This is a genomic window from Microbacterium luticellae (assembly GCF_050408645.1).
Taxonomy (GTDB): Bacteria; Actinomycetota; Actinomycetes; order Actinomycetales; family Microbacteriaceae; genus Microbacterium.
Genome location: NZ_JBNTKE010000001.1, coordinates 57,123 through 76,368, shown reverse-complemented (window position 1 = coordinate 76,368; position 19,246 = coordinate 57,123). Strand labels below are relative to the sequence as shown.

Annotated in this window: 17 protein-coding genes; 9 read left to right on the top strand and 8 right to left on the bottom strand. The window is 58.2% G+C overall.

Annotation, left to right across the window (positions count from 1 at the left end; genetic code table 11):
• Nucleotides 1-21 precede the first annotated feature (21 nt).
• The gene (locus ACQUSW_RS00405; protein ID WP_428930318.1) at nucleotides 22-3,432 is read right to left on the bottom strand and encodes a pyruvate carboxylase; all 3,411 of its coding nucleotides are present in this window, start codon (nucleotides 3,430-3,432) and stop codon (nucleotides 22-24) included.
• A gap of 94 nt (nucleotides 3,433-3,526) precedes the next feature.
• On the opposite strand from ACQUSW_RS00405, the gene ACQUSW_RS00400 reads away from it, so the two are divergent.
• The gene (locus tag ACQUSW_RS00400) at nucleotides 3,527-4,336 is read left to right on the top strand and encodes a ParA family protein (RefSeq protein WP_428931239.1); all 810 of its coding nucleotides are present in this window, start codon (nucleotides 3,527-3,529) and stop codon (nucleotides 4,334-4,336) included.
• Between the two features lie 15 nt (nucleotides 4,337-4,351).
• On the opposite strand, the gene ACQUSW_RS00395 is transcribed toward ACQUSW_RS00400, so the two are convergent.
• The 3 genes from ACQUSW_RS00395 to ACQUSW_RS00385 form a co-directional block, all read right to left on the bottom strand.
• Nucleotides 4,352-4,897 carry a MerR family transcriptional regulator gene (locus ACQUSW_RS00395; RefSeq protein WP_428930317.1) on the bottom strand — a complete coding sequence of 182 codons (546 nt, stop codon included), beginning with the start codon at nucleotides 4,895-4,897 and terminating at the stop codon, nucleotides 4,352-4,354.
• A gap of 100 nt (nucleotides 4,898-4,997) precedes the next feature.
• On the bottom strand, nucleotides 4,998-5,684 hold the full coding sequence (gene ftsR / locus ACQUSW_RS00390; protein ID WP_428930316.1) for a transcriptional regulator FtsR: 687 nt from the start codon (nucleotides 5,682-5,684) through the stop codon (nucleotides 4,998-5,000).
• Nucleotides 5,684-6,166, bottom strand: coding sequence for an FHA domain-containing protein (locus ACQUSW_RS00385; RefSeq protein ID WP_428930315.1), 483 nt, complete (start codon nucleotides 6,164-6,166; stop codon nucleotides 5,684-5,686). Before ACQUSW_RS00385 ends, ftsR begins: the two co-directional genes overlap by 1 nt.
• A 127-nt stretch (nucleotides 6,167-6,293) precedes the next feature.
• Here ACQUSW_RS00385 and lpdA point away from each other — a divergent pair, with 127 nt between their 5' ends.
• A complete protein-coding gene (gene lpdA / locus ACQUSW_RS00380) occupies nucleotides 6,294-7,691 on the top strand; it encodes a dihydrolipoyl dehydrogenase (protein ID WP_428930314.1) in 1,398 nt (465 codons plus the stop codon).
• 76 nt (nucleotides 7,692-7,767) lie between these two features.
• On the opposite strand, the gene ACQUSW_RS00375 is transcribed toward lpdA, so the two are convergent.
• Both ACQUSW_RS00375 and ACQUSW_RS00370 read right to left on the bottom strand, forming a co-directional pair.
• Nucleotides 7,768-8,415 carry a CYTH domain-containing protein gene (locus tag ACQUSW_RS00375; protein WP_428930313.1) on the bottom strand — a complete coding sequence of 216 codons (648 nt, stop codon included), beginning with the start codon at nucleotides 8,413-8,415 and terminating at the stop codon, nucleotides 7,768-7,770.
• Nucleotides 8,416-8,456: 41 nt separating this feature from the next.
• Complete coding sequence (locus ACQUSW_RS00370; protein ID WP_428930312.1) at nucleotides 8,457-8,954, bottom strand: prepilin peptidase; 498 nt, start codon at nucleotides 8,952-8,954, stop codon at nucleotides 8,457-8,459.
• Nucleotides 8,955-9,059: 105 nt separating this feature from the next.
• Here ACQUSW_RS00370 and ACQUSW_RS00365 point away from each other — a divergent pair, with 105 nt between their 5' ends.
• Genes ACQUSW_RS00365 through ACQUSW_RS00355 form a run of 3 tightly spaced genes read left to right on the top strand, consistent with a single transcriptional unit; the run spans nucleotide 9,060 to nucleotide 14,724 of the window.
• Nucleotides 9,060-9,800: a hypothetical protein gene (locus ACQUSW_RS00365; protein WP_428930311.1), complete on the top strand. Its 741-nt coding sequence runs from the start codon at nucleotides 9,060-9,062 to the stop codon at nucleotides 9,798-9,800.
• Nucleotides 9,797-11,335, top strand: coding sequence for a DNA polymerase Y family protein (locus tag ACQUSW_RS00360; RefSeq protein ID WP_428930310.1), 1,539 nt, complete (start codon nucleotides 9,797-9,799; stop codon nucleotides 11,333-11,335). The genes ACQUSW_RS00365 and ACQUSW_RS00360 overlap by 4 nt, the downstream gene beginning before the upstream one ends.
• Entirely contained in the window at nucleotides 11,335-14,724 is a 3,390-nt protein-coding gene (locus ACQUSW_RS00355) for an error-prone DNA polymerase (RefSeq protein ID WP_428930309.1), read from the top strand. Before ACQUSW_RS00360 ends, ACQUSW_RS00355 begins: the two co-directional genes overlap by 1 nt.
• Nucleotides 14,725-14,730: 6 nt before the next feature.
• Here the strand turns inward: ACQUSW_RS00355 and ACQUSW_RS00350 are convergent, their stop codons facing one another.
• Nucleotides 14,731-15,255, bottom strand: a complete 525-nt coding sequence (locus ACQUSW_RS00350) for a flavin reductase family protein (RefSeq protein WP_428930308.1) — start codon at nucleotides 15,253-15,255, stop codon at nucleotides 14,731-14,733.
• A gap of 75 nt (nucleotides 15,256-15,330) precedes the next feature.
• Nucleotides 15,331-15,966, bottom strand: coding sequence for a CueP family metal-binding protein (locus ACQUSW_RS00345; protein ID WP_428930307.1), 636 nt, complete (start codon nucleotides 15,964-15,966; stop codon nucleotides 15,331-15,333).
• A 174-nt stretch (nucleotides 15,967-16,140) separates the two neighbouring features.
• On the opposite strand from ACQUSW_RS00345, the gene ACQUSW_RS00340 reads away from it, so the two are divergent.
• The 4 genes from ACQUSW_RS00340 to ACQUSW_RS00325 all read left to right on the top strand — a co-directional run bounded on the left by ACQUSW_RS00340 (nucleotide 16,141) and on the right by ACQUSW_RS00325 (nucleotide 19,154).
• Nucleotides 16,141-16,605: a hypothetical protein gene (locus ACQUSW_RS00340; RefSeq protein ID WP_428930306.1), complete on the top strand. Its 465-nt coding sequence runs from the start codon at nucleotides 16,141-16,143 to the stop codon at nucleotides 16,603-16,605.
• 62 nt (nucleotides 16,606-16,667) lie between these two features.
• Complete coding sequence (locus ACQUSW_RS00335) at nucleotides 16,668-17,522, top strand: cytochrome c biogenesis CcdA family protein (RefSeq protein WP_428930305.1); 855 nt, start codon at nucleotides 16,668-16,670, stop codon at nucleotides 17,520-17,522.
• Nucleotides 17,519-18,667: a hypothetical protein gene (locus ACQUSW_RS00330; RefSeq protein WP_428930304.1), complete on the top strand. Its 1,149-nt coding sequence runs from the start codon at nucleotides 17,519-17,521 to the stop codon at nucleotides 18,665-18,667. Before ACQUSW_RS00335 ends, ACQUSW_RS00330 begins: the two co-directional genes overlap by 4 nt.
• The gene (locus ACQUSW_RS00325; protein ID WP_428930303.1) at nucleotides 18,651-19,154 is read left to right on the top strand and encodes a hypothetical protein; all 504 of its coding nucleotides are present in this window, start codon (nucleotides 18,651-18,653) and stop codon (nucleotides 19,152-19,154) included. The genes ACQUSW_RS00330 and ACQUSW_RS00325 overlap by 17 nt, the downstream gene beginning before the upstream one ends.
• The last annotated feature ends 92 nt before the right edge of the window (nucleotides 19,155-19,246 follow it).

Below are 19,246 nucleotides of genomic sequence, written 5' to 3'. Positions count from 1 at the left end.
GATCGTCTCGCCCGCACAAGGTTAGTGTGCCGGACGAATAACGAGCAAAAGGTCGCCCGCATCAACCTGCTGTGTGGGGCCGATTGCCAGCCGTTCCACCACACCATCGATGGGCGCGGTAATAGCTGCCTCCATCTTCATAGCCTCGATAGAACAGACAGCATCACCGGCGTTTACCGTATCACCGACGGCAGCCTTCACGGTCACAACACCAGAAAATGGTGCTGCCACCTGCCCCGGCTTCGTTGTATCGGCCTTCTCTACCTCATGAATATCGACCTTAATCGACGCGTCGCGAACCATAATGGGTCGCAGCTGTCCATTCAGTGTCGTCATCACAGTGCGCATGCCTCGATCATCGGCGTCGCCGATGGCTTCGAGTCCGACATACAGGAGCACTCCGCGATCGATTTCAACGACGTGCTCCTGCCCCGGGACAAGCCCGTAGAGGTAGTCGCAAGTGTCGAGCACCGAAAGATCTCCGTACTGGTCGCGTACGCGCGCAAACTCTTGCGTGGGGGCAGGAAACAGCAGTGTGTTGAGCGCTTGGCGCCGCTCACCACTGTCGGTGCTTTCGAGGGCTTTTGCTTGCTCATCAGGCACGTCTGTTTCTGCAAGACGTACGTCGCGACCGGCCAACACCTTACTGCGGAATGGCTCCGGCCAACCGCCGGGAAGCTCACCCAGCTCGCCCGCCATAAACGCAACCACCGAGTCAGGAATATCGTACTTATCGGGGTTCTGTTCAAAGTCTTCGGGGTCGGCCCGCACTGCTGTGAGGTGCAGTGCGAGGTCTCCCACAACTTTGGACGAGGGCGTTACTTTCGGCACCCGGCCAAGAATACGGTCGGCCGCGGCATACATGTCTTCGATGAGTTCGAAGTCATCCACGAGTCCGAGTGCCTTCGCCTGCTGGCGCAGGTTCGAGAGCTGGCCACCGGGGATCTCGTGTCGATAGACGCGCCCTGTCGGGCCGGGCAGCCCCGCTTCAAAGGGCTTGTACAGTCGACGCACCGACTCCCAGTAGGGCTCCAGCTCAGCAACAGCGTCTTCGCTGATTTCGGTGTCACGCTCGGTGTGGGCAAGTGCTGCCACGAGCGCTGAAAGAGAAGGCTGGCTGGTTGTTCCTGATAGCGGAGCAGAGGCCGCATCGACGGCGTCAACCCCCGCGGCGCTGGCGGCCAACAGCGTCGCCAACTGCCCGCCCACCGTGTCATGCGTGTGCAGGTGCACCGGTAGGTCAAAGTTTTCGCGCAGTGCCGTAACAAGCCGTGCCGCCGCAGCGGGCCGCAGCAGGCCAGCCATGTCTTTAATGGCCAGAATGTGGGCACCGGCCGCAACCATCTGTTCGGCAAGCCGCAGATAGTAGTCGAGTGTGTACAGCGGCTCCTGCGGGTTGAGCAGATCGCCCGTGTAGCACAGCGCTACCTCGGCAACGGCGGTGCCTGTAGCCCGCACAGCATCAATGGCGGGTCGCATCCGGTCAACATCGTTCAAGGCATCAAAAATGCGGAAAATATCGATGCCGCTCCGCGCAGCCTCAGCGACAAACGCGTCGGTCACCTGTGTCGGGTACGGGGTATAGCCCACCGTGTTTTTGCCACGCAGAAGCATTTGCAACGGGATGTTGGGCAGAGCCTGCCGCATCCGGTCAAGTCGCGCCCAGGGGTCTTCTCCCAAGAACCGCAGCGCCACATCGTATGTGGCTCCGCCCCAGGCTTCCACCGACAGCAACTGCGGCGTCATACGTGCAATATGCGGTGCGACGTCAACAAGGTCACGAGTACGTACGCGCGTCGCCAACAGTGACTGGTGGGCATCGCGGAATGTGGTGTCGGTAACGGCAAGGGCTTTCTGTTCACGCAGTGCGCGCGCAAAACTCTCTGGGCCCTGCTCATCGAGGCGCTGCTTGGCACCCGCAGGTGCTTCGGCGCGCACATCGAGGGCGGGCAGTTTTGTGCGGGGGTCAGCAAACCCCGGATGCTGCCCATGAGGTTTATTGACGGTGACATCCACCAGCCAGTTCAGCACCTTGGTGCCGCGGTCTTTCGACTTACGCCCCTGCAAGAGTTCCGGCCGTTCATCAATAAACGCGGTGCTCACATCGCCGGCGACAAAAGAGCTGTCGTCGAGCAGTGCCTGCAAAAACGGGATATTCGTGGCAACCCCGCGGATGCGGAACTCTGCCAGTGCACGACGCGCCCGGTCAACCGCGGCCGTGAAGTCGCGCCCACGACACGTGAGCTTCGACAGCATTGAGTCAAAGTGAGGGCTTACCTGCGCGCCCTGATGCACGGTACCGCCGTCGAGGCGCACGCCGGCACCACCCGGTGAGCGATACGTGGTGATCTTGCCGGTGTCAGGGCGGAAACCCTGCGTGGGATCTTCTGTTGTAATCCGGCACTGCAGTGCGGCACCGCGCAGCTGAATACTGTCTTGATGCAGACCAAGCTGATCAAGAGTCTCGCCGGCCGCAATTCGGATCTGAGCCTGCACCAGGTCGACATCGGTAACCTCTTCGGTCACAGTGTGCTCAACCTGAATACGCGGATTCATCTCGATGAATACGGCTTCGCCTGCGCGCTCCCCTGCTGTCTCAAGAAGGAATTCGACTGTTCCCGCGTTTTGGTATCCGATGGATCGGGCGAATGCGATCGCGTGCTTATGGAGCTGCTCTCGCACGCTGTCATCAAGATGCGGTGCGGGAGCAATCTCCACAACCTTCTGGTGGCGGCGCTGCACCGAACAGTCACGCTCAAAAAGGTGAACGGTTTCTCCCGTGCTATCTGCTAGCACCTGCACCTCAATGTGCCGGGGGCGCAATACCGCCTGCTCAAGAAACATCCGCGGGTCGCCGAAGGCACTCCCCGCCTCACGCATCGCCTCGGCCAGGGCAGGCGCAAGTTCTGCCGCACTATCGACGCGACGCATGCCTCGGCCACCGCCACCGGCGACGGCTTTCACAAAGAGCGGAAAACCAATGTCTTCGGACTGGGCTACGAGCGCATCGACGTCGTCAGAAGCATCCGTCGACCGCAAGACCGGAACACCGGCCTCGACGGCGTGCCGCTTGGCCTCAACCTTGTCGCCCGCCATTTCAAGCACCGAGGCGGGAGGGCCAATAAACACGATTCCGGCAGCCGCGGCTTTTTCAGCAAGTTCGGGGTTCTCTGAGAGAAACCCGTACCCGGGGTAAATCGCATCAGAACCACTCTCGACCGCCACGCGCACGATCTCATCGACATCCAGGTACGCCCGCACAGGATGCCCGCGCTCGCCGATCTCATAGGCTTCATCAGCTTTCAGGCGATGCAAAGAACCGCGATCTTCATAGGGATACACCGCAACAGTGCGGGCCCCGACTTCGTATGCGGCACGGAAGGCACGAATGGCGATTTCGCCACGGTTGGCCACCAGAATTTTCTGGAACATGAAGAACCTCGAAAAGCTCATCGGGCATATCAAAAGACACGCAATGGGTGGAGCTGAGTGTCTCTCCAGCCTAGGGGACGGTAACGTTGTGTTTGTGCACGTACTCAGCGTCAGTTCTCTTAAAGGTGGAGTAGGCAAGACCACGGTGACTCTGGGCCTGGCCTCTGCGGCCTTCGCCCGCGGAATCCGCACACTGGTTGTCGACCTCGACCCACAGTCCGATGTGTCCACAGGGATGGACATCCAAATCGCCGGACGGCTTAACATTGCCGACGTTTTGGAAAACCCGAAAGAAAAAACCGTTCGGCAGGCTATTGCCACCAGCGGCTGGGCCAAGGTGCATCCGGGGGCCATCGATGTGCTCATCGGCAGCCCCTCTGCCATTAACTTTGATGGCCCACACCCGACAGTGCGCGACGTGTGGAAGCTGGAAGAAGCTCTCGCCGCCGTCGAAGCCGAATACGATCTCGTCTTAATCGACTGTGCCCCGTCGCTCAACGCACTTACCCGTACGGCATGGGCCGCGAGTGACCGTGTTCTTGTTGTGACCGAACCCGGCCTATTTTCGGTCGCGGCGGCCGATCGTGCTCTTCGCGCTATTGAAGAGATCCGTCGTGGTCTTTCTCCGCGCCTACAGCCACTGGGTATCGTGGTCAACCGTGTACGGCCGCAGTCGATCGAGCATCAGTTCCGCATTAAAGAGCTGCGCGACATGTTTGGTCCGCTCGTCTTGAGCCCGCAACTTCCTGAACGCACTTCGCTCCAGCAGGCACAGGGTGCGGCAAAGCCGCTGCACATCTGGCCAGGAGACTCGGCGCAAGAACTCGCCGCTGACTTCGACCAGCTGCTCGACAGAATTGTGCGAACCGGCCGCGTGCCCGTACCCGAGACTCCGCAGGCCTAACCAGCCGCCAAAAAGCTATGCGGTTCGGCGTGCGCGCCGCACAGCCAACTCATCAAGAGCATCCGGTTCTGCCGCGTCAAACTCGACCAGTGTCGACTCGACCTCGCGCAATACCTTACCCACCGCAATACCAAACACGCCCTGACCGCGGCTGACCAGGTCAATAACTTCGTCATTAGAGGTGCAGAGATACACCGAGGCACCATCGCTCATCAGCGTTGTACCGCTAAGATTCCGGATGCCGGCGGCACGCAACTGCTCGACAGCTACGCGAATCTGCTGCAAAGAGATTCCCGTATCAAGCAGGCTCTTTACGAGACGCAAAACCAAGATGTCGCGAAAACCATAGAGCCGCTGTGATCCCGAACCCTGTGCGCCGCGAACCGTAGGCACCACCAGTTCAGTGCGAGCCCAGTAGTCGAGCTGGCGATACGTGATGCCAGCGGCCTTCGCCGCTACTGCCCCGCGATAACCAACCTCGTCGTCCATAGCGGGTAAACCATCGGTAAAAAGCAGCTCATCACTGAACGACGAAATTTCCTCACGCTCATCGACACCCATGGCCACCCCTCTTTTTGAACCGATACCTCCACGCTAGAGCAGAGGCGCACAGTGATCAACGACATCACCCAGCATGCAGGGGTGTGTCGCAACCTGTTTGTTACGACAGCAGTCGGTCAAGCGCTTCTTTCACGAGCGCTTGACGCACCTCACCCATCTTTGCCGCGAGCTCAGGAGCCGTTTCGGCAGCCCGCTCGCGCGAAACCGAATCAGTACGACGCAGGAGCGGTGCCAAGGCAGATTCAACCAGCGTGATTTCACGCTGCACGCTCTGCGACAAAACTCGCAGATGACGCGGCTCGATACCGTGGCGGTCAAGAGCGACAAGAGAACGTAAAAGCGCCACCGTGCGCTCTGAGTAGGTCTCTACCGCGGCTATGAGCCCCGTGCTAATTGCATCGTTGAGCAGCTGTGCATGAGCACCCGATTCACGCAAAACGTCGTCGCGACGATAGTGACGTGCCTGCGGAGTTATCGACACCGGCAGTGTAGGGGCGTCGGGTGATCGTCCTGCATCAATGTCATCGAGATGCTCGCGAATAACGCTCAGCGGCAAATAGTGGTCCCGCTGAAGTGTCAAAGCAAGACGCAAACGATCGACATCCGGAGTAGAAAACTTGCGATAGCCGCTCTCTGTTCGCGAAGGGCTCACAATGCCCTGCACCTCAAGAAAACGCAGTTTGCTCGACGTCAATTGCGGAAAATCCGGGGTGAGCCTGGCCAATACCTGACCAATACTCAACAGACCCGAGGACGCCGTGCGCTCCCGGGCTTTTGCCGCTGCCATTACTCTGCCGCCGCGAGATCTGCCGGAGACGCGAAGAAATTCATACGAAACTTACCGATACGCACTTCGTAACCGTCGGCAAGAAGCCCCTGGTCAACGCGCTCGCCGTTAACGTATGTGCCATTAAGTGATCGCTGGTCAACAATTTCGAATGATGTGCCCGAGCGAATGATTTCTGCGTGACGTCGTGAAACAGTGACATCATCGAAGAAAATATCGGCCTCGGGATGACGGCCCACCGTCGTGACATCCGCCGACAACAGGTAGCGGGCACCAGCCATAGCGCCTGAGCGCACCAGTAACAGAGCAGAGCCACTGGGTAGAGCAGAAATCGCTGATTGCTCAGCAGAGGAAAGCTCTGCGCCAAACGGAACGAAAGACAAATCGGAATCATGCCCGAACGTCTGAGTCGTGTCGTGCCTGTCTTCTCCGGGACTCCGGAAAGCGCCCGGACCGCCCCCGCGGTTTTCACTGTCTGTCACGATGCCCTCCTAGACAATCAAGACTATCGGAAATATAGGAGGGGCAGACGGCAGTTTCTCAGTCCGGAATCAGTGATAGTTTTCGCCCGGCCACCGCATGTGCATGAGGCGCGATAAGCTTGCAGGCATGCCACATTACGATGTCGTCATCCTCGGCGCTGGCCCTGGCGGCTACGTCGCCGCTGTCCGTAGCGCACAGTTGGGTCTGTCAACGGCCATTATTGAAGAGAAGTACTGGGGTGGTGTGTGTCTGAACGTAGGCTGCATCCCCTCCAAGGCACTCCTGAAAAATGCTGAATTGGCCCACACCCTCCAGCACAAAGCAGATTTCTTTGGAATCTCCGGAGACATCACCATGGACTTTGGGCGGGCGTGGGACCGAAGCCGTGAAGTAGCCGATGGCCGCGTCAAGGGCATCCACTACCTGATGAAGAAGAACAAGGTCACCGAGTACGAGGGTCGCGGAACCTTTACCGGGCCCACAGCGATTTCTGTGGCACGCACCGACGGCACAACAGAAGAAGTGACATTCGACAACGTCATCATTGCCACCGGTTCACAGGTTCGCCTTCTTCCCGGTGTCACGCTCAGCGATAACGTCGTCACCTACGAAGAGCAGATTCTTTCTCGCGAGCTTCCCGAATCCATCGCCATCGTCGGTGCGGGAGCCATTGGCATGGAATTTGCCTATGTGATGACAAACTACGGCGTCAAGGTCACCATCATTGAGTTCCTTGACCGTGTTCTTCCCAATGAAGACGCCGACGTGTCAAAAGAAATTGCTAAGCAGTACCGCAACTACGGCATCGAAGTGCTCACATCTACCCGCGTCGAAACGATTACCGACAACGGATCCTCTGTCACTGTCTCTTATGAGGCAAAAGACGGCAGCAAAAACTCGCTCGAGGTCGGCAAGGTTCTTATGTCGGTCGGCTTCGCACCCAACGTCGAAGGCTTCGGTCTCGAGAACACCGGTGTAGAGCTCACCGACCGCGGTGCCATCGCCATCGACGACCACATGCGCACTAACGTTGACGGCATCTATGCCATTGGCGATGTCACGGCCAAGCTTCAGCTCGCTCACGTTGCCGAAGCGCAGGGTGTTGTCGCCGCTGAAACTATTGGTAAAGCCGAAACAATGACGCTGGGCGACTACCGCATGATGCCGCGGGCAACTTTCTGCTCACCCCAGGTTGCTTCCTTCGGGCTCACCGAACAGCAGGCCAAAGACGAAGGCCGCGAAATTAAAGTTGCGACCTTCCCCTTTATGGCCAACGGTAAAGCCCACGGTTTGGGCGAGCCAGTTGGTTTCGTCAAGCTGATCGCCGATGCCGAACATCTCGAACTCATCGGTGCGCACATGGTCGGTCCTGATGTCTCTGAACTCTTGCCCGAACTGACGCTTGCTCAGAAGTGGGATCTCACCGCACTCGAACTGGCACGCAACGTGCACACGCACCCCACGCTGTCAGAAGCAATGCAAGAAGGCTTCCACGGCCTAGCGGGGCAGATGATCAGCTTCTAATTCATCCCAGCGATAAAGGAACGACGAAGACGCATACCACGCATCTTCGTCGTTCTTTTTCTTTGAGGGCGCACGGTTAGGCACCCAGCGCGCGGGCCAACTTTGATCCGGATGCCGAGGGCCTGCCGCCGACCGCCATGACCACCTGTTCGACAGCGGCAAAAAGCTCTCCTTGCTGCTGAGTAGTTGTTGGAGCAGCAGGCCCCAGTTCGATCTCCCACTCGCGCCACTGCCGCTGCACACCGGTGCGAAGATCGGTGGCGGTGACGTGGTCGTCGACGAACTCCGCAATTACTCCTGCCGCTGTGCTCAGCTGAAAAGCCACGCGATCATTCTGAATACGGGCGAGAGGAGTCAGCGTTTCGGCGTCGATCGGGTGAATATGGGCAATGAGCCCCTGTGGCAGTTGCTTCTCATCACTGAGCGGCCACTGCACCTCTACTCGTCCGTCTGCACGGCGCGGCCCCTTCACATGCCAGCCCTCGTCGGGCCCTCCTGTGCGTCGACGCACAGCCGTACCTGATTGCGCGAGAGCAGCATCCGGAGTGTCAAAATATACGGCGTCGAGGTGCCGCTCTTCGGCTTCAGACACCGCGCTGATGCCAGCGCATCCCAGCCAATCGGGCAAGGCTGTTGAAGGGTCGACGTCGTACTTGCGTTCTATTTCAATACTGCGCTCACCCGAGGTGTGCGCAGAGTTGTCGTGGGGTTGCACGCTTGCCATGGCACTACCCTACTGGCGTTAGTAAGAGTGCATAGCGGGCGCTACGCTGCGGCGATGCCGATGGCTGCCCCCATGATCATCCAGGGCCCAAAGGCGATCATGGTGTTCTTATCGGCTCGATGCCGCATCATAAGAAACAGGGCAAAGGCAGCGCCCACCACAAAAGCCGCAGCCGCCCCGACGAGCAGGGGAAGCCAGCCGTGCCAGGCCAGCATAAGCCCAATTCCGGCGGCCAGTTTTACGTCTCCCCCTCCTATTCCTCCGCGGCTCAGCATGCGAAGAAAGTAATAGAAACCGCCCAGTGCAAGCAGGCCGATGAGCCCCCGGTAAGCACTGCTCTGCTGCCCGGTAACGACTGCGTCGAGGCCAATGAGCACAAGAAGGCTCATCGTGGCAGGGATCACAATACGGTTGGGCAGACGATGCTCGTGAATATCGATCCAGATCAGCAGCAACCCCACTGCTACAAGGGCCACGTAGACAAGTGTGAGTGCGGCCGTATAAATCGCAGAGGTGATCACGAGACTCAGAGTAGACATGCAGCGCCACCGGATGCTGCTGTTTTACGGCCGCTGTGGACAACCCCCTTTTGCGTGTCAGATGTACGAACTACTATGCCATTTATCGTTGTTACTATCGAATAAATGTTCGAAGGTGGTTTTATGGGAGCATCCGCGCGGGCAGCGCTGGCGACGCCTGATGGGGGCAATAAGTTTCAGGCGATTGCCCACTTACAGCGCGAGATTGGGCGGCTGCAGCGACGCCGCAGCGATCTGCCTATTGTGCCGCTGCTTCCGGCGCTCGCACCTTTGATGCCTGAGGGCGGGCTTCAGTCCGGCGCTGTCTACACGTTTACCCCCTCGCTGCGCTTAGCCAGTGCACTCATTGCGGCTGCGACGCAGCAGGGGGCATGGTGCGCTGTTGTTGGTTTACCAACCTTCGGAATCGAATCGGCTGAGGCCCAGGGTGTTGACCCTGAGCGCCTTATTGTTGTTCCTCATCCGCACCAGCGCTGGTTCAGTGTTATTTCTGCTCTTTCTGAAGTTGTTTCGCTGATTATGGTGCACCCTTCAACACCTATTTCTGCGGCTGAGGCCCAGCGTTTTCAGGCTCGTCTTCGCGATCGTGCCTGCACTGTGCTCATTGCGTCAGAGAACTACGAGTGGCCCAATAAGCAGGGAGAACTGTGGCTCAGCCAACCCGAATGGAGAGGCCTGGGTAATGGCTGGGGTGTGATTTCTGAATGTGAAGTCACTGTTTCTGCCCGCATCCGGGGGTTACCGGCTCCTCGCCATCAGAGAGTAATCATGCCTAATGCTCAGGGGCAGGTGCAGGCGGTCAGCACCGTTGTTGATGCTGCTCACCGGTGGAGGACAGCGGGATGAACGAAGAAGTACCTCGAGTTATGGTGGTGTGGTTTCCGCGGTGGCCGGTGCAGGCAGTGTGGGGCTTTCCGCCGCATCCGACAGCTGCTCTTACTCATGCAGGAAAAATTGTTGAGTGTAGTAGCGCCGCACAAGAACAGGGTGTTTATTCTGGCCAAAGTCTGCGGGCAGCTCAGGCTTTGGTTCCCTCACTACAACTATTACCGGTCGATACCGACCGCGATATGCGCGCTTTCCTGCCGGTTGTTCGGCGTGTTGAACAGCAGATTCCCGGCACACAGATTGTGCGTGCAGGACTCATTGCCCTGCCCCCTCGAGGTGCTGCACGGTATTACGGCGGCGAAGATGAGGCAGCGAAATGGTTGCTGCACATGCTGGCCGAAGCCGGTTTTACCCACACTCGCATAGGAGTGGCCGACGGAATTTTTACCGCAGAGGTTGCTGCCCGTAAAGCCCCGCAGAATGAGCGTTTACTTGTGGTTCCCCCCGGTCATGCTGGCAGTTTTCTTGCCCCTTTTTCTGTTAATGAACTGGGCGATAACGCGCTTTCAGGATTTCTGCGGCGCTTAGGCGTACATACGCTGCATGATTTTGCTTCTTTTACCTCTCAGCAGGTGATTGATCGCTGGGGCATATCAGCAGTGTCTTTGTATGACCGGGCGCGCGGAGCCGATTCTCGCCCCCTCTTTTCTCAACCGCCTGCCCCTGAGTTGATCCGTGAGATTGATTTCGAGGCGCCACTCATGGCCAGTGATCAGCTTGCTTTTGCTGTTCGCTCAACGGTTGATGAGGTTATCGAGCTGCTCGATGCAGCAGAGCTGGTGTGCACCCAGGTGCGCATTGATCTGGTTGATGATGATCTTCAAACATGGTCGCGCACATGGCTGCACCCCACCTTCTTCCGTGCAGCAGAGGTTGTCGATAGGGTGCGGTGGCAGTCGGAATCTTTAGCCTCTCATCCGGATGCTACTGCCGAGGGTTCTGCTGCCAGAGGCATTACCACCGTACGTATTGTGCCCACCGGTGTTGATGATGCTAGCCATCACTATGTTGGTCTTTTTGGTGCTGGCTCTCATGAACGACTGCACCATGTTGTTTCTCGCGTGCAGACACTACTCGGTCATGAAGGCGTTGTGCACATGGGAGTAGGCGGTGGCCGATGGCTTCATGAGCGCCAGGTCAGTGTGCCTTTCGGTGAGCGCCTGATGTTTCCTTATGACCCGACACAGCCCTGGCCCGGGCACCTGGAGAGCGCTGTTCCCTCCGAGGTTTTTGTTCCCGCTCGCCGCATTAGCGTTCATGACCATGGAGGTGAGCCTGTTTCTGTGAGTGAACGCGGAGTGGTCTCTCGCGCCCCTGCTTTTCTTGATCACCGCCCCATCGTGTCTTGGGCAGGCCCCTGGCCTGTTTCTTCTCGCCGCTGGAGCGAAAGGGCTCAGGAGGGATTCCGGTTTCAGTTTGTCGATGACCAGCAACAGGCCTGGCTTGCTGCGCTCATTGGTCACCGGTGGTGGGCAGAGGGGCGATATAGCTAATGGGGGGCTGGAACAATCCCCCGTTGCCCTGGTCAACGGTAGAGAGGCTCTTGAGCGGAAGAGAGAGTTCTTTTGCCGAGCGAGAAGAATCCTCTGAGTTTTTGCTCTGCCGCAACCAGGCAGAATCCTTCTCTTCAGTGGGCAGAGAAGACTCAACCACAGCTGATGAGGCGACCTATGCAGAATTGCATGCACACTCATCTTTTTCTTTTCTCGATGGGGTCTCTTCTCCCGAAGCTCTTGTGCGGGAGGCCGAAAGACAAGGACTCTCTGCACTGGCGCTTACTGACCATGATGGGTTTTATGGGGCAGTTCAGTTTGCTGAAGCAGCAGAGCAGAGCCCGGTACGCACCATTTTTGGGGCTGAACTATCACTCGATCTTTCTGCACCTCAGAATGGAGTCGCCGACCCTGAAGGAGAACATCTCCTCGTGCTGGCACGAGGTCACGAGGGATATCACCGCTTAGCTTCAGCAATAACACGGGCCCACTTACGCGGTAAAGAAAAGGGGCGTCCGGTCTATGACCGCGATGATCTTGCTGCTAGTGCTGATGGCCACTGGATGATTCTTACCGGATGCCGCAAAGGTGCTGTTCGTCGCGGACTCCGCCGCGGCAACGCCCAGCAGCCTCTGCGACACCTTGTTGATCTTTTTGGTCGTGACAACGTTGTTGTTGAACTGATCGACCACGGCAATCCTCTCGACACCGTGCACAACGATGCTCTTGCGGAGCTAGCCCACCAGCATCGGCTCCCTGTCGTAGCCACCAATAATGTGCACTATGCCACCCCGTCCGAGGCTTCCCAGGCAGAGCTTGTTGCGGCCATCCGTGCCACACGCAGCATGAATGAGCTTGACGGGTGGCTGCCTGCACATGGTTCCGCCCATATACGTTCCGGAGCAGAAATGGCGGCTCGGTTCTGGCGGTATCCCGAGGCTATTAGGCACACTCTTCGAGTGGCTGAAGAGTGTGCCTTTCCGTTGCGGCTTGCTCGGCCCCAGCTTCCCCAGATGAAGGTTCCTTCAGGCCACTCCCCTATGAGCTACCTGCGATTTTTGGTGTGGCAAGCAGTGCCGCACAAGTATCCGAAACTCAGTGCTGAGGCTCGCTCACGCATTGAACGAGAACTCGCGGTGATCGAAGAAAAAGATTTTCCCGGCTATTTTCTTATCGTGCACGATATCGTGCGAGAAGCGCGCAGGCGCAACATTTTGTGCCAGGGCCGTGGTTCGGCAGCGGCAAGCGCCGTGTGCTTTCTGCTCAACATCACTGCCATTGACCCTATTTTTTATGATCTTCCTTTTGAACGGTTTTTAGCGACCACGCGCGAAGAAGAACCCGATATCGATGTCGATTTCGATTCAGACAGGCGCGAAGAAATCATCCAGTGGGTTTATCACACCTACGGCCGAGATCGCGCAGCGCAGGTTGCGAACATTATTCAGTATCGTCCTAAGAATGCTGTGCGTGACGTAGCTCGCGCTCTCGGATTCTCTGCGGGCCAGCAAGACTCGTGGTCGCGCCAGATAGAACGACATACTGGCTTAAAGGAGGCATCCGGTGAGCACGATATTCCTGCTCAGGTCACCGCCTATGCCTCTGCCCTGCTAAAAACACCGCGCCATTTAGGTATTCATTCGGGCGGCATGGTTCTTACACGCAGGCCCGTGGGCGAAGTTGTTCCGGTAGAGCATGCCCGTATGCAAGGGCGCACGGTTATTCAATGGGATAAGGATGACGCGGCCTGGATGGGGCTGGTGAAATTTGATCTTTTGGGTTTAGGCATGTTGGCAGCGGTGCAGCACTGCTGCGACATGATTGCTGCATCAACAGGAGAAAAATGGACTCTGGAAAGCATCCCGAAAGAAGAAGCAGGGGTGTACGACATGCTGTGTCGGGCCGATGCTATTGGGGTATTTCAAGTGGAGTCACGAGCACAGCTGAGTCTGCTGCCCCGACTGCGACCACGGAGTTTTTACGACCTAGCGATTCAGATCGCGCTTATTCGCCCCGGCCCCATTCAGGGAGGTGCCGTGCACCCTTTTGTGCGCCGCAAACTGGGGCAAGAAAAAGTAACCTACGTGCATCCTCTAGTAGAACCCATCCTGGCTCGAACTCTAGGGGTCCCGGTGTTTCAAGAGCAGCTCATTCGTATGGCCACCGTGCTGGGTGACTGCACAGCTGACGAAGCCGACCTTTTACGCAGGGCAATGGGCTCCCGGCGCGGTCATGAACGTATCGAAAAGATTCGTGTTTCGCTCTATGCGGGCATGCGAAGAAATGGCCTCAGCGATGAGACTGCTGATCGTGTGTACGCGCAGATTCAAGCGTTCTCGCATTTTGGTTTTGCCGAGTCTCACTCCCTCTCTTTTGCACTCCTGGTCTACGCCAGCTCCTGGTTAAAACTGCACTATCCCGCAGCGTTTTTAGCGGCACTGCTGCGTTCCCAACCCATGGGCTTTTATTCATCAGCAACGCTGGTCGCTGATGCCCGCCGACATGGCGTGCAGGCGCTTCGCCCTGACCTTCATACCTCTGCCGTGCACACCGATCTGGAGCCGTTGGCCGAGAGTGCCTGTGCCACGGGTCGTGACGAGTGTGTGGGTTACGAGCAGCATCCGGTGCCCCCTTATGATCCGGATGCCGCAGCTGACAGCGCCACCCACCGCCGAGACGGTCACTATGCTGTGCGTTTGGGTCTCACTGAGGTTGCGGGTGTGAGCGAACAGGTGGCCGCACGAATTGTGTCCGAGCGACAGCACGGAGGCCCCTATCGCGATTTGCATGATCTGGTGCGACGCACCGGTATCACTGAGGAGCACGTAGCAGCCCTTGCTGAAGCAGGAGCCTGTGAGAGTCTGGGGTTGAACCGCAGGGAGGCACTGTGGCAGGCAGGGACTGCTGCACAGGATCGTCCGGAGCGTTTAGAAGGAACAGTAATGGCCGTGCAGCCGCCACTTTTTACGGATCAGAGCATTCTTGACGAACTCGTCTCTGACCTTCAAGCAACGGGTATGAGCACGACAGATCATCCTCTTGCTCATGCTCGCGCCAGCCTGCAACAGCGAGGTGTGCTTTCTACCCAGCAATTGGCTCTGCACGAACCCGGACGTCGAGTCGAAGTGGCCGGGGTTGTTACGCACCGTCAACGGCCCTCTACAGCCGGAGGAATCACCTTTTTGAACCTCGAAGATGAATTCGGGATGGTGAATGTGGTGTGCTCCCCCGGCTTATGGTCTCGCTATCGCAGAATTGCTCGCGAGTCTTCAGCGCTGCGAGTAAGAGGTATCTTGCAACGGTCAGCGGAGGGGGTTATTGCTCTTGTCGCCGATGCCCTCGATGACCTGCCCCTGGGTGTACCCCACATATCGCGCGATTTTCGTTGAGAACACCTATTGCGTTTCTACAGCAGAAGCAAGGCGATCAAAACGACGATCGTGGTAGAGCAGTGCGTCACTGACACGGCCCGGAAGCACATCAAGCACATCGGCCAGAATCAGCGCCGACCCGCCCACAGCCACCGTCTGCCGAATGCGACACCGCAGAGCAGCACGGGCAGAAGCCAGATAGGGTTCTCCCGTAGGAAGCTCCTGCCACTGCTGTTCGGGAGTAAAGCGCGGCGCGCCTGTGCGCGCAAATGCCTCAGCAAGTTCGGCCTGATCGTGGTTAAGAAAATGGACGAGCATGCTGGGCGCATGCAGCACTCCCCCGGCACTACCCGTGGCACGTGTGACCGAAAAAACGAGCACAGCAGGGTCGGCACTCACAGACGCAACACTCGAAAGAGTAAGCCCCACCGGGCCCCGCGGAGTTTGCGCCGTTACCAGAGCAACACCTGCCGGATGGTGCCGGAATGCCGCTTTAAACTTTGCGTCGAGGGTTTCTTCTGCTTCCTGCTGATCGCTGGGCTCAGTCACATCGTCTTCTTTCTTTTGTCCACAGCACCCGACAGGCGCTACCTCTACGCTAACGCCCCGTGTGACGCGCGGCGTTTAGTCGCTGACTGCCCCCGAGGTTAGTTGCAGCGTGGTCAGACACGTTGCGGCATCCGGATCAGAGGTGTCTATCGATGCCACTGCGCTCATGCCGGCACTCGTTATTGTCATTGTCATTTCTTTATCGCGGGGCAGCCACAAACCCACGAAGCCGTTATCGAAAGTTGTGCGCTGTTCGTCGAGAACAATCTCACCTGAGGCGTCGTCGATAACTGTGACATGAACCTCCGTGTTTCGTAGCTCCCCGACGCACGTCGTCAGGCTGTGGTAATAACAGTCATGCGTCTGCGTAATAAAGGGCGCTGCCGACACATAAAACATGTCGTCGATCGGTATCTGCGCTTGCTGCTGCCGTGCGTCCATAACAATCAACTCATCGCCGCGCACCGACACCATAAGGTCGGTGGGGCGCTCGGCCAGAGGCAGCGCATCGAGCGTATCGACCAGGTCGCGTGGACTGAGATCGTTCCACCCGTACGCGGCCAGCATGGCATCTGCCGAGATCCTAAGGGTCGCATCCGGAGCTGACACTGCCCCATCGCTGTCGGATGCCGGTGACGAAACGCAAGAAGTGAGCAGAGCCGTAACAGCAATCAGTGATGCAGCAACAGCAGTGGTGTATCGCCGACGCATGAGCGACCTTTCGCAGAGAGAAACGAGCGTCAGTAAACCGCTCGGTCGCCATCGTAGTGTGGGCCACTATGCTGCGCCTGAGACATGTGTCGCGCCGAATGTTTCATGAATGTTTCATCTGCCCGCGTACGGTAGAAAACTGTTCTTCATTCATAGACAGTTTCAGGGAGCATCATGACCGGTACCGTCGTCTTTCGCGCGCTGGGCGCCACGTGCGCTCTGGCCCTGGGCTTGAGTTTGGCAGGCTGCGCTAACCCCATCGAATCCATCGTTAAGGGTGGAGTAGAAAAGGTTATCGGTGAGGCAAGCGGTGGCGACGTCAGTTTCGATACCGGGTCGGGCGCATCATTGCCCGATGGATGGCCCGATCTGCCGGTGCCCGATAAAGCTCCGAGCATGTCAATAAAATCAGAGAACGGCTATAGCGCCACCTTCGCGGTCAACGCGGCCGAGGCCGAGAAAGTATTGGCCGCCTTTGAGAATGACTCTGCGTACACCGCAACAAACACCTTTGATATGGAGAATCTCAAAAGCGCCACCTTCGAAAGCAACGACTGGAATGTGGGCCTAACGATTCTTATCGATGACGAAAGCAACGACGTCATTCTGCAGTACATCGTCTCGGTTCACGAAGAATAAAGTACGCGCCAGCTAGATGGCGCTCAGCAGATACAACGGTCGGGCTTGATACGGTCAAGCCGATGGATATCGGTTACGTTGGTGCGTTCTTTGGCGGTGTTCTTTCTCTGCTGAGCCCCTGCTCGGTCATGCTGCTGCCGGCATTTTTTGCCTACGCGTTTACGTCACCGAGCCGCCTGCTTTCGCGGGTGGGGCTCTTCGCGCTCGGGCTTTTGGTCACTCTTATTCCGCTCGGTGTTTTTTCGGGAATATTTGGTTCTCTGCTGGGTGAGCATCGAGGTGTGCTCATCACCGTGGTTGCAATCGTGGTGATCGTGCTGGGCATTTTGCAGACGACGGGCGTACCTTTACCAGGAATCACGCGCCGCAGTCAGACCGGTCGTGACGAGGCATCCGGGCTCTCAGTGTTTCTGTTGGGCACGGTGTATGCCGTTGCGGGTGTGTGCACCGGGCCCATTCTGGGTTCTGTGCTGATGCTTGCTTCGCTGGGTGGTTCTGCCGCCTATGGTGCTGTTTTGTTGGCTATCTATGCTGCCGGGATGGTTCTACCGCTCCTTATTATTACGGTGTTGTGGCAGCGTTTTGGCGGCCGCATGGTGCGATGGCTTCGACCCCGCACGCTCACGATTGGCCGCTGGCAGAACTCATGGTCACTGATTGTGACGGGCCTGCTGTCGGTTGCTCTCGGGGTTGTGCTTCTTCTGACCGATGGCACGGCGAAGCTGGCCGGTTTCGTATCGATTGGCACCCAATACCGGTTGGAGTCGTGGCTGAGTGTTGTGACTTCGACGGTGTCTGATACATGGTTTATTGCCGGCGCTGCGGTAGTCATCGTGGTTATTGCTGCTCTCGTGTGGCTTCGCCGTGATCGCGGGGGCGCTGTTTCTGCTGACCATGAGGCTCCGGTGCGCGAATGACGCGTTTGCGGCAGACATTCGGTGCCCTCGTTCTTGTGACCGCAGCGGTAACGCTTGCGGCGTGCACTTCGTTTGCACCGTCGGCGAGCCTCGGACCTGTTGCGGTCGAACCAGCTGTTATCACGGTTGATCAACCGCCAGCGGTGTCGTTACCTCCTGGTGCCCACTCCGTGCGGACGGTGGCCGTCAGCACGCCCCCGCGCGCTGTGGGCGACGTCTTCATTTCTGCTGTGTTTCCGGATGCTACGCACGACGACCTTCGTATCGTTGCCTTCGACGACTCCTCGACTCGGTGGACGCTAGCGACGAACCCCTCATGTTCGGGCTGGGCTGATTCTGTGACTGCTGCGGGTGTGCGTGTGGTCGTTGTGTTGGATTCGGATGCTCGGGTCGATGATGGCGTCATTGCACAGACGACTGTTGCGAGCGGTTTTCGTGCCGATTCGGGCGGGCAACTCTGGAGTGGGCGCGGTGTTATTGGTCCGGTGCGGGGAACGGGTGTGATTTTTACCGGCGCGGTGGGCTCGGTGTTGAGTAATGCAACGGCGGCCACGCAGACGTTACGGGGTGACGATGGTGGTGCTGTTGAGCATCCGCACGAGGCGGAACTGGCGCCTGTTTTTGAGCATGCGGGCGTTGTTGTCTTGTCGGGCGGCTCGGATTTTGTCGGTTTCGACAGTCAGACAAACCGTGAACTGTGGCGGCAGGGTAGTGCGGGCACGCTCGACACTGCGCGCAGCCATGGCCATGTCTTTGCGACCCTGCCTGAGGGTGAACTCAGGCATGTCTTTACCGGTGCGGTGCTCGCGCAGGGCGCCGTAACCAGCGCTGCGGTCTCGGCCGATGCCTCACTCACCGCGCTGACCATGACCATGGACGGCGCGACGCACGTGATGCTCGTCGATGGTGAGGGAATCAGGTGGCGGCAGCCCGTGGATGCGGGTTCGCGCGTAACTGCGGTAGCCACCGAGCAACTGTTTATCGATACCGGTCGGCAGCGCCGAATTCTGGCCACTTTGGACGGCAGCCTGCTCGCCGAAGGAAGCTTTGCCGCACCAGTAGCGTTGACGACGCAGGGAGTGGCCGTTGTTGCCACCGACGACCCGCAACTGTATGAGGTGATTCGTTTTGACAACGACGGATGAGCGCCCAGCCGCTGCTACACAGCGTTCGCTGTGGCAAGAGCTTGCTACCTGGCCACTGCGGCGGTGGATTTTTGCTGCGGCGATGGCGACGGGCACCGTTGTGGTTGTGGCGATCGTTACCGTGCTTATTCCGAATCCCTGGTTTGTTCGCGAGATTCCTCCGACTCCGTGGGCGTGGCCTGTTCTCATCACAACGGGACTGCTCTCGGGTTTGGTGGCGGCCACGTATGTGGCCCGCAAAGATGAGGCGCAGCAGCGCCGCTCGGGCGTGCTGGGGATGACGGGCACTATCGCGGCGTTTTTTGCTGTCGGATGTCCGGTGTGCAACAAGCTCGTGCTCATCGCTCTCGGCTACGCGGGCGCACTGCAGTTTTTTGAGCCGCTGCAGCCCTATTTGGCCGGGGGTGCGATCGTCTTGTTGGGGATTGCTTTTGTGCAGCGGGTACGTCGAGAGAGTGCGTGCCCACTGCCTTCTGTCCGGGCATGACTGTAAAAAATCTGGTGTCGCATCATCCGAATGGTTGATCTCGAGATCATGCCTGGGCCCGAAGATTCGCGGCTTCCGTGCTGCTGAAGTGG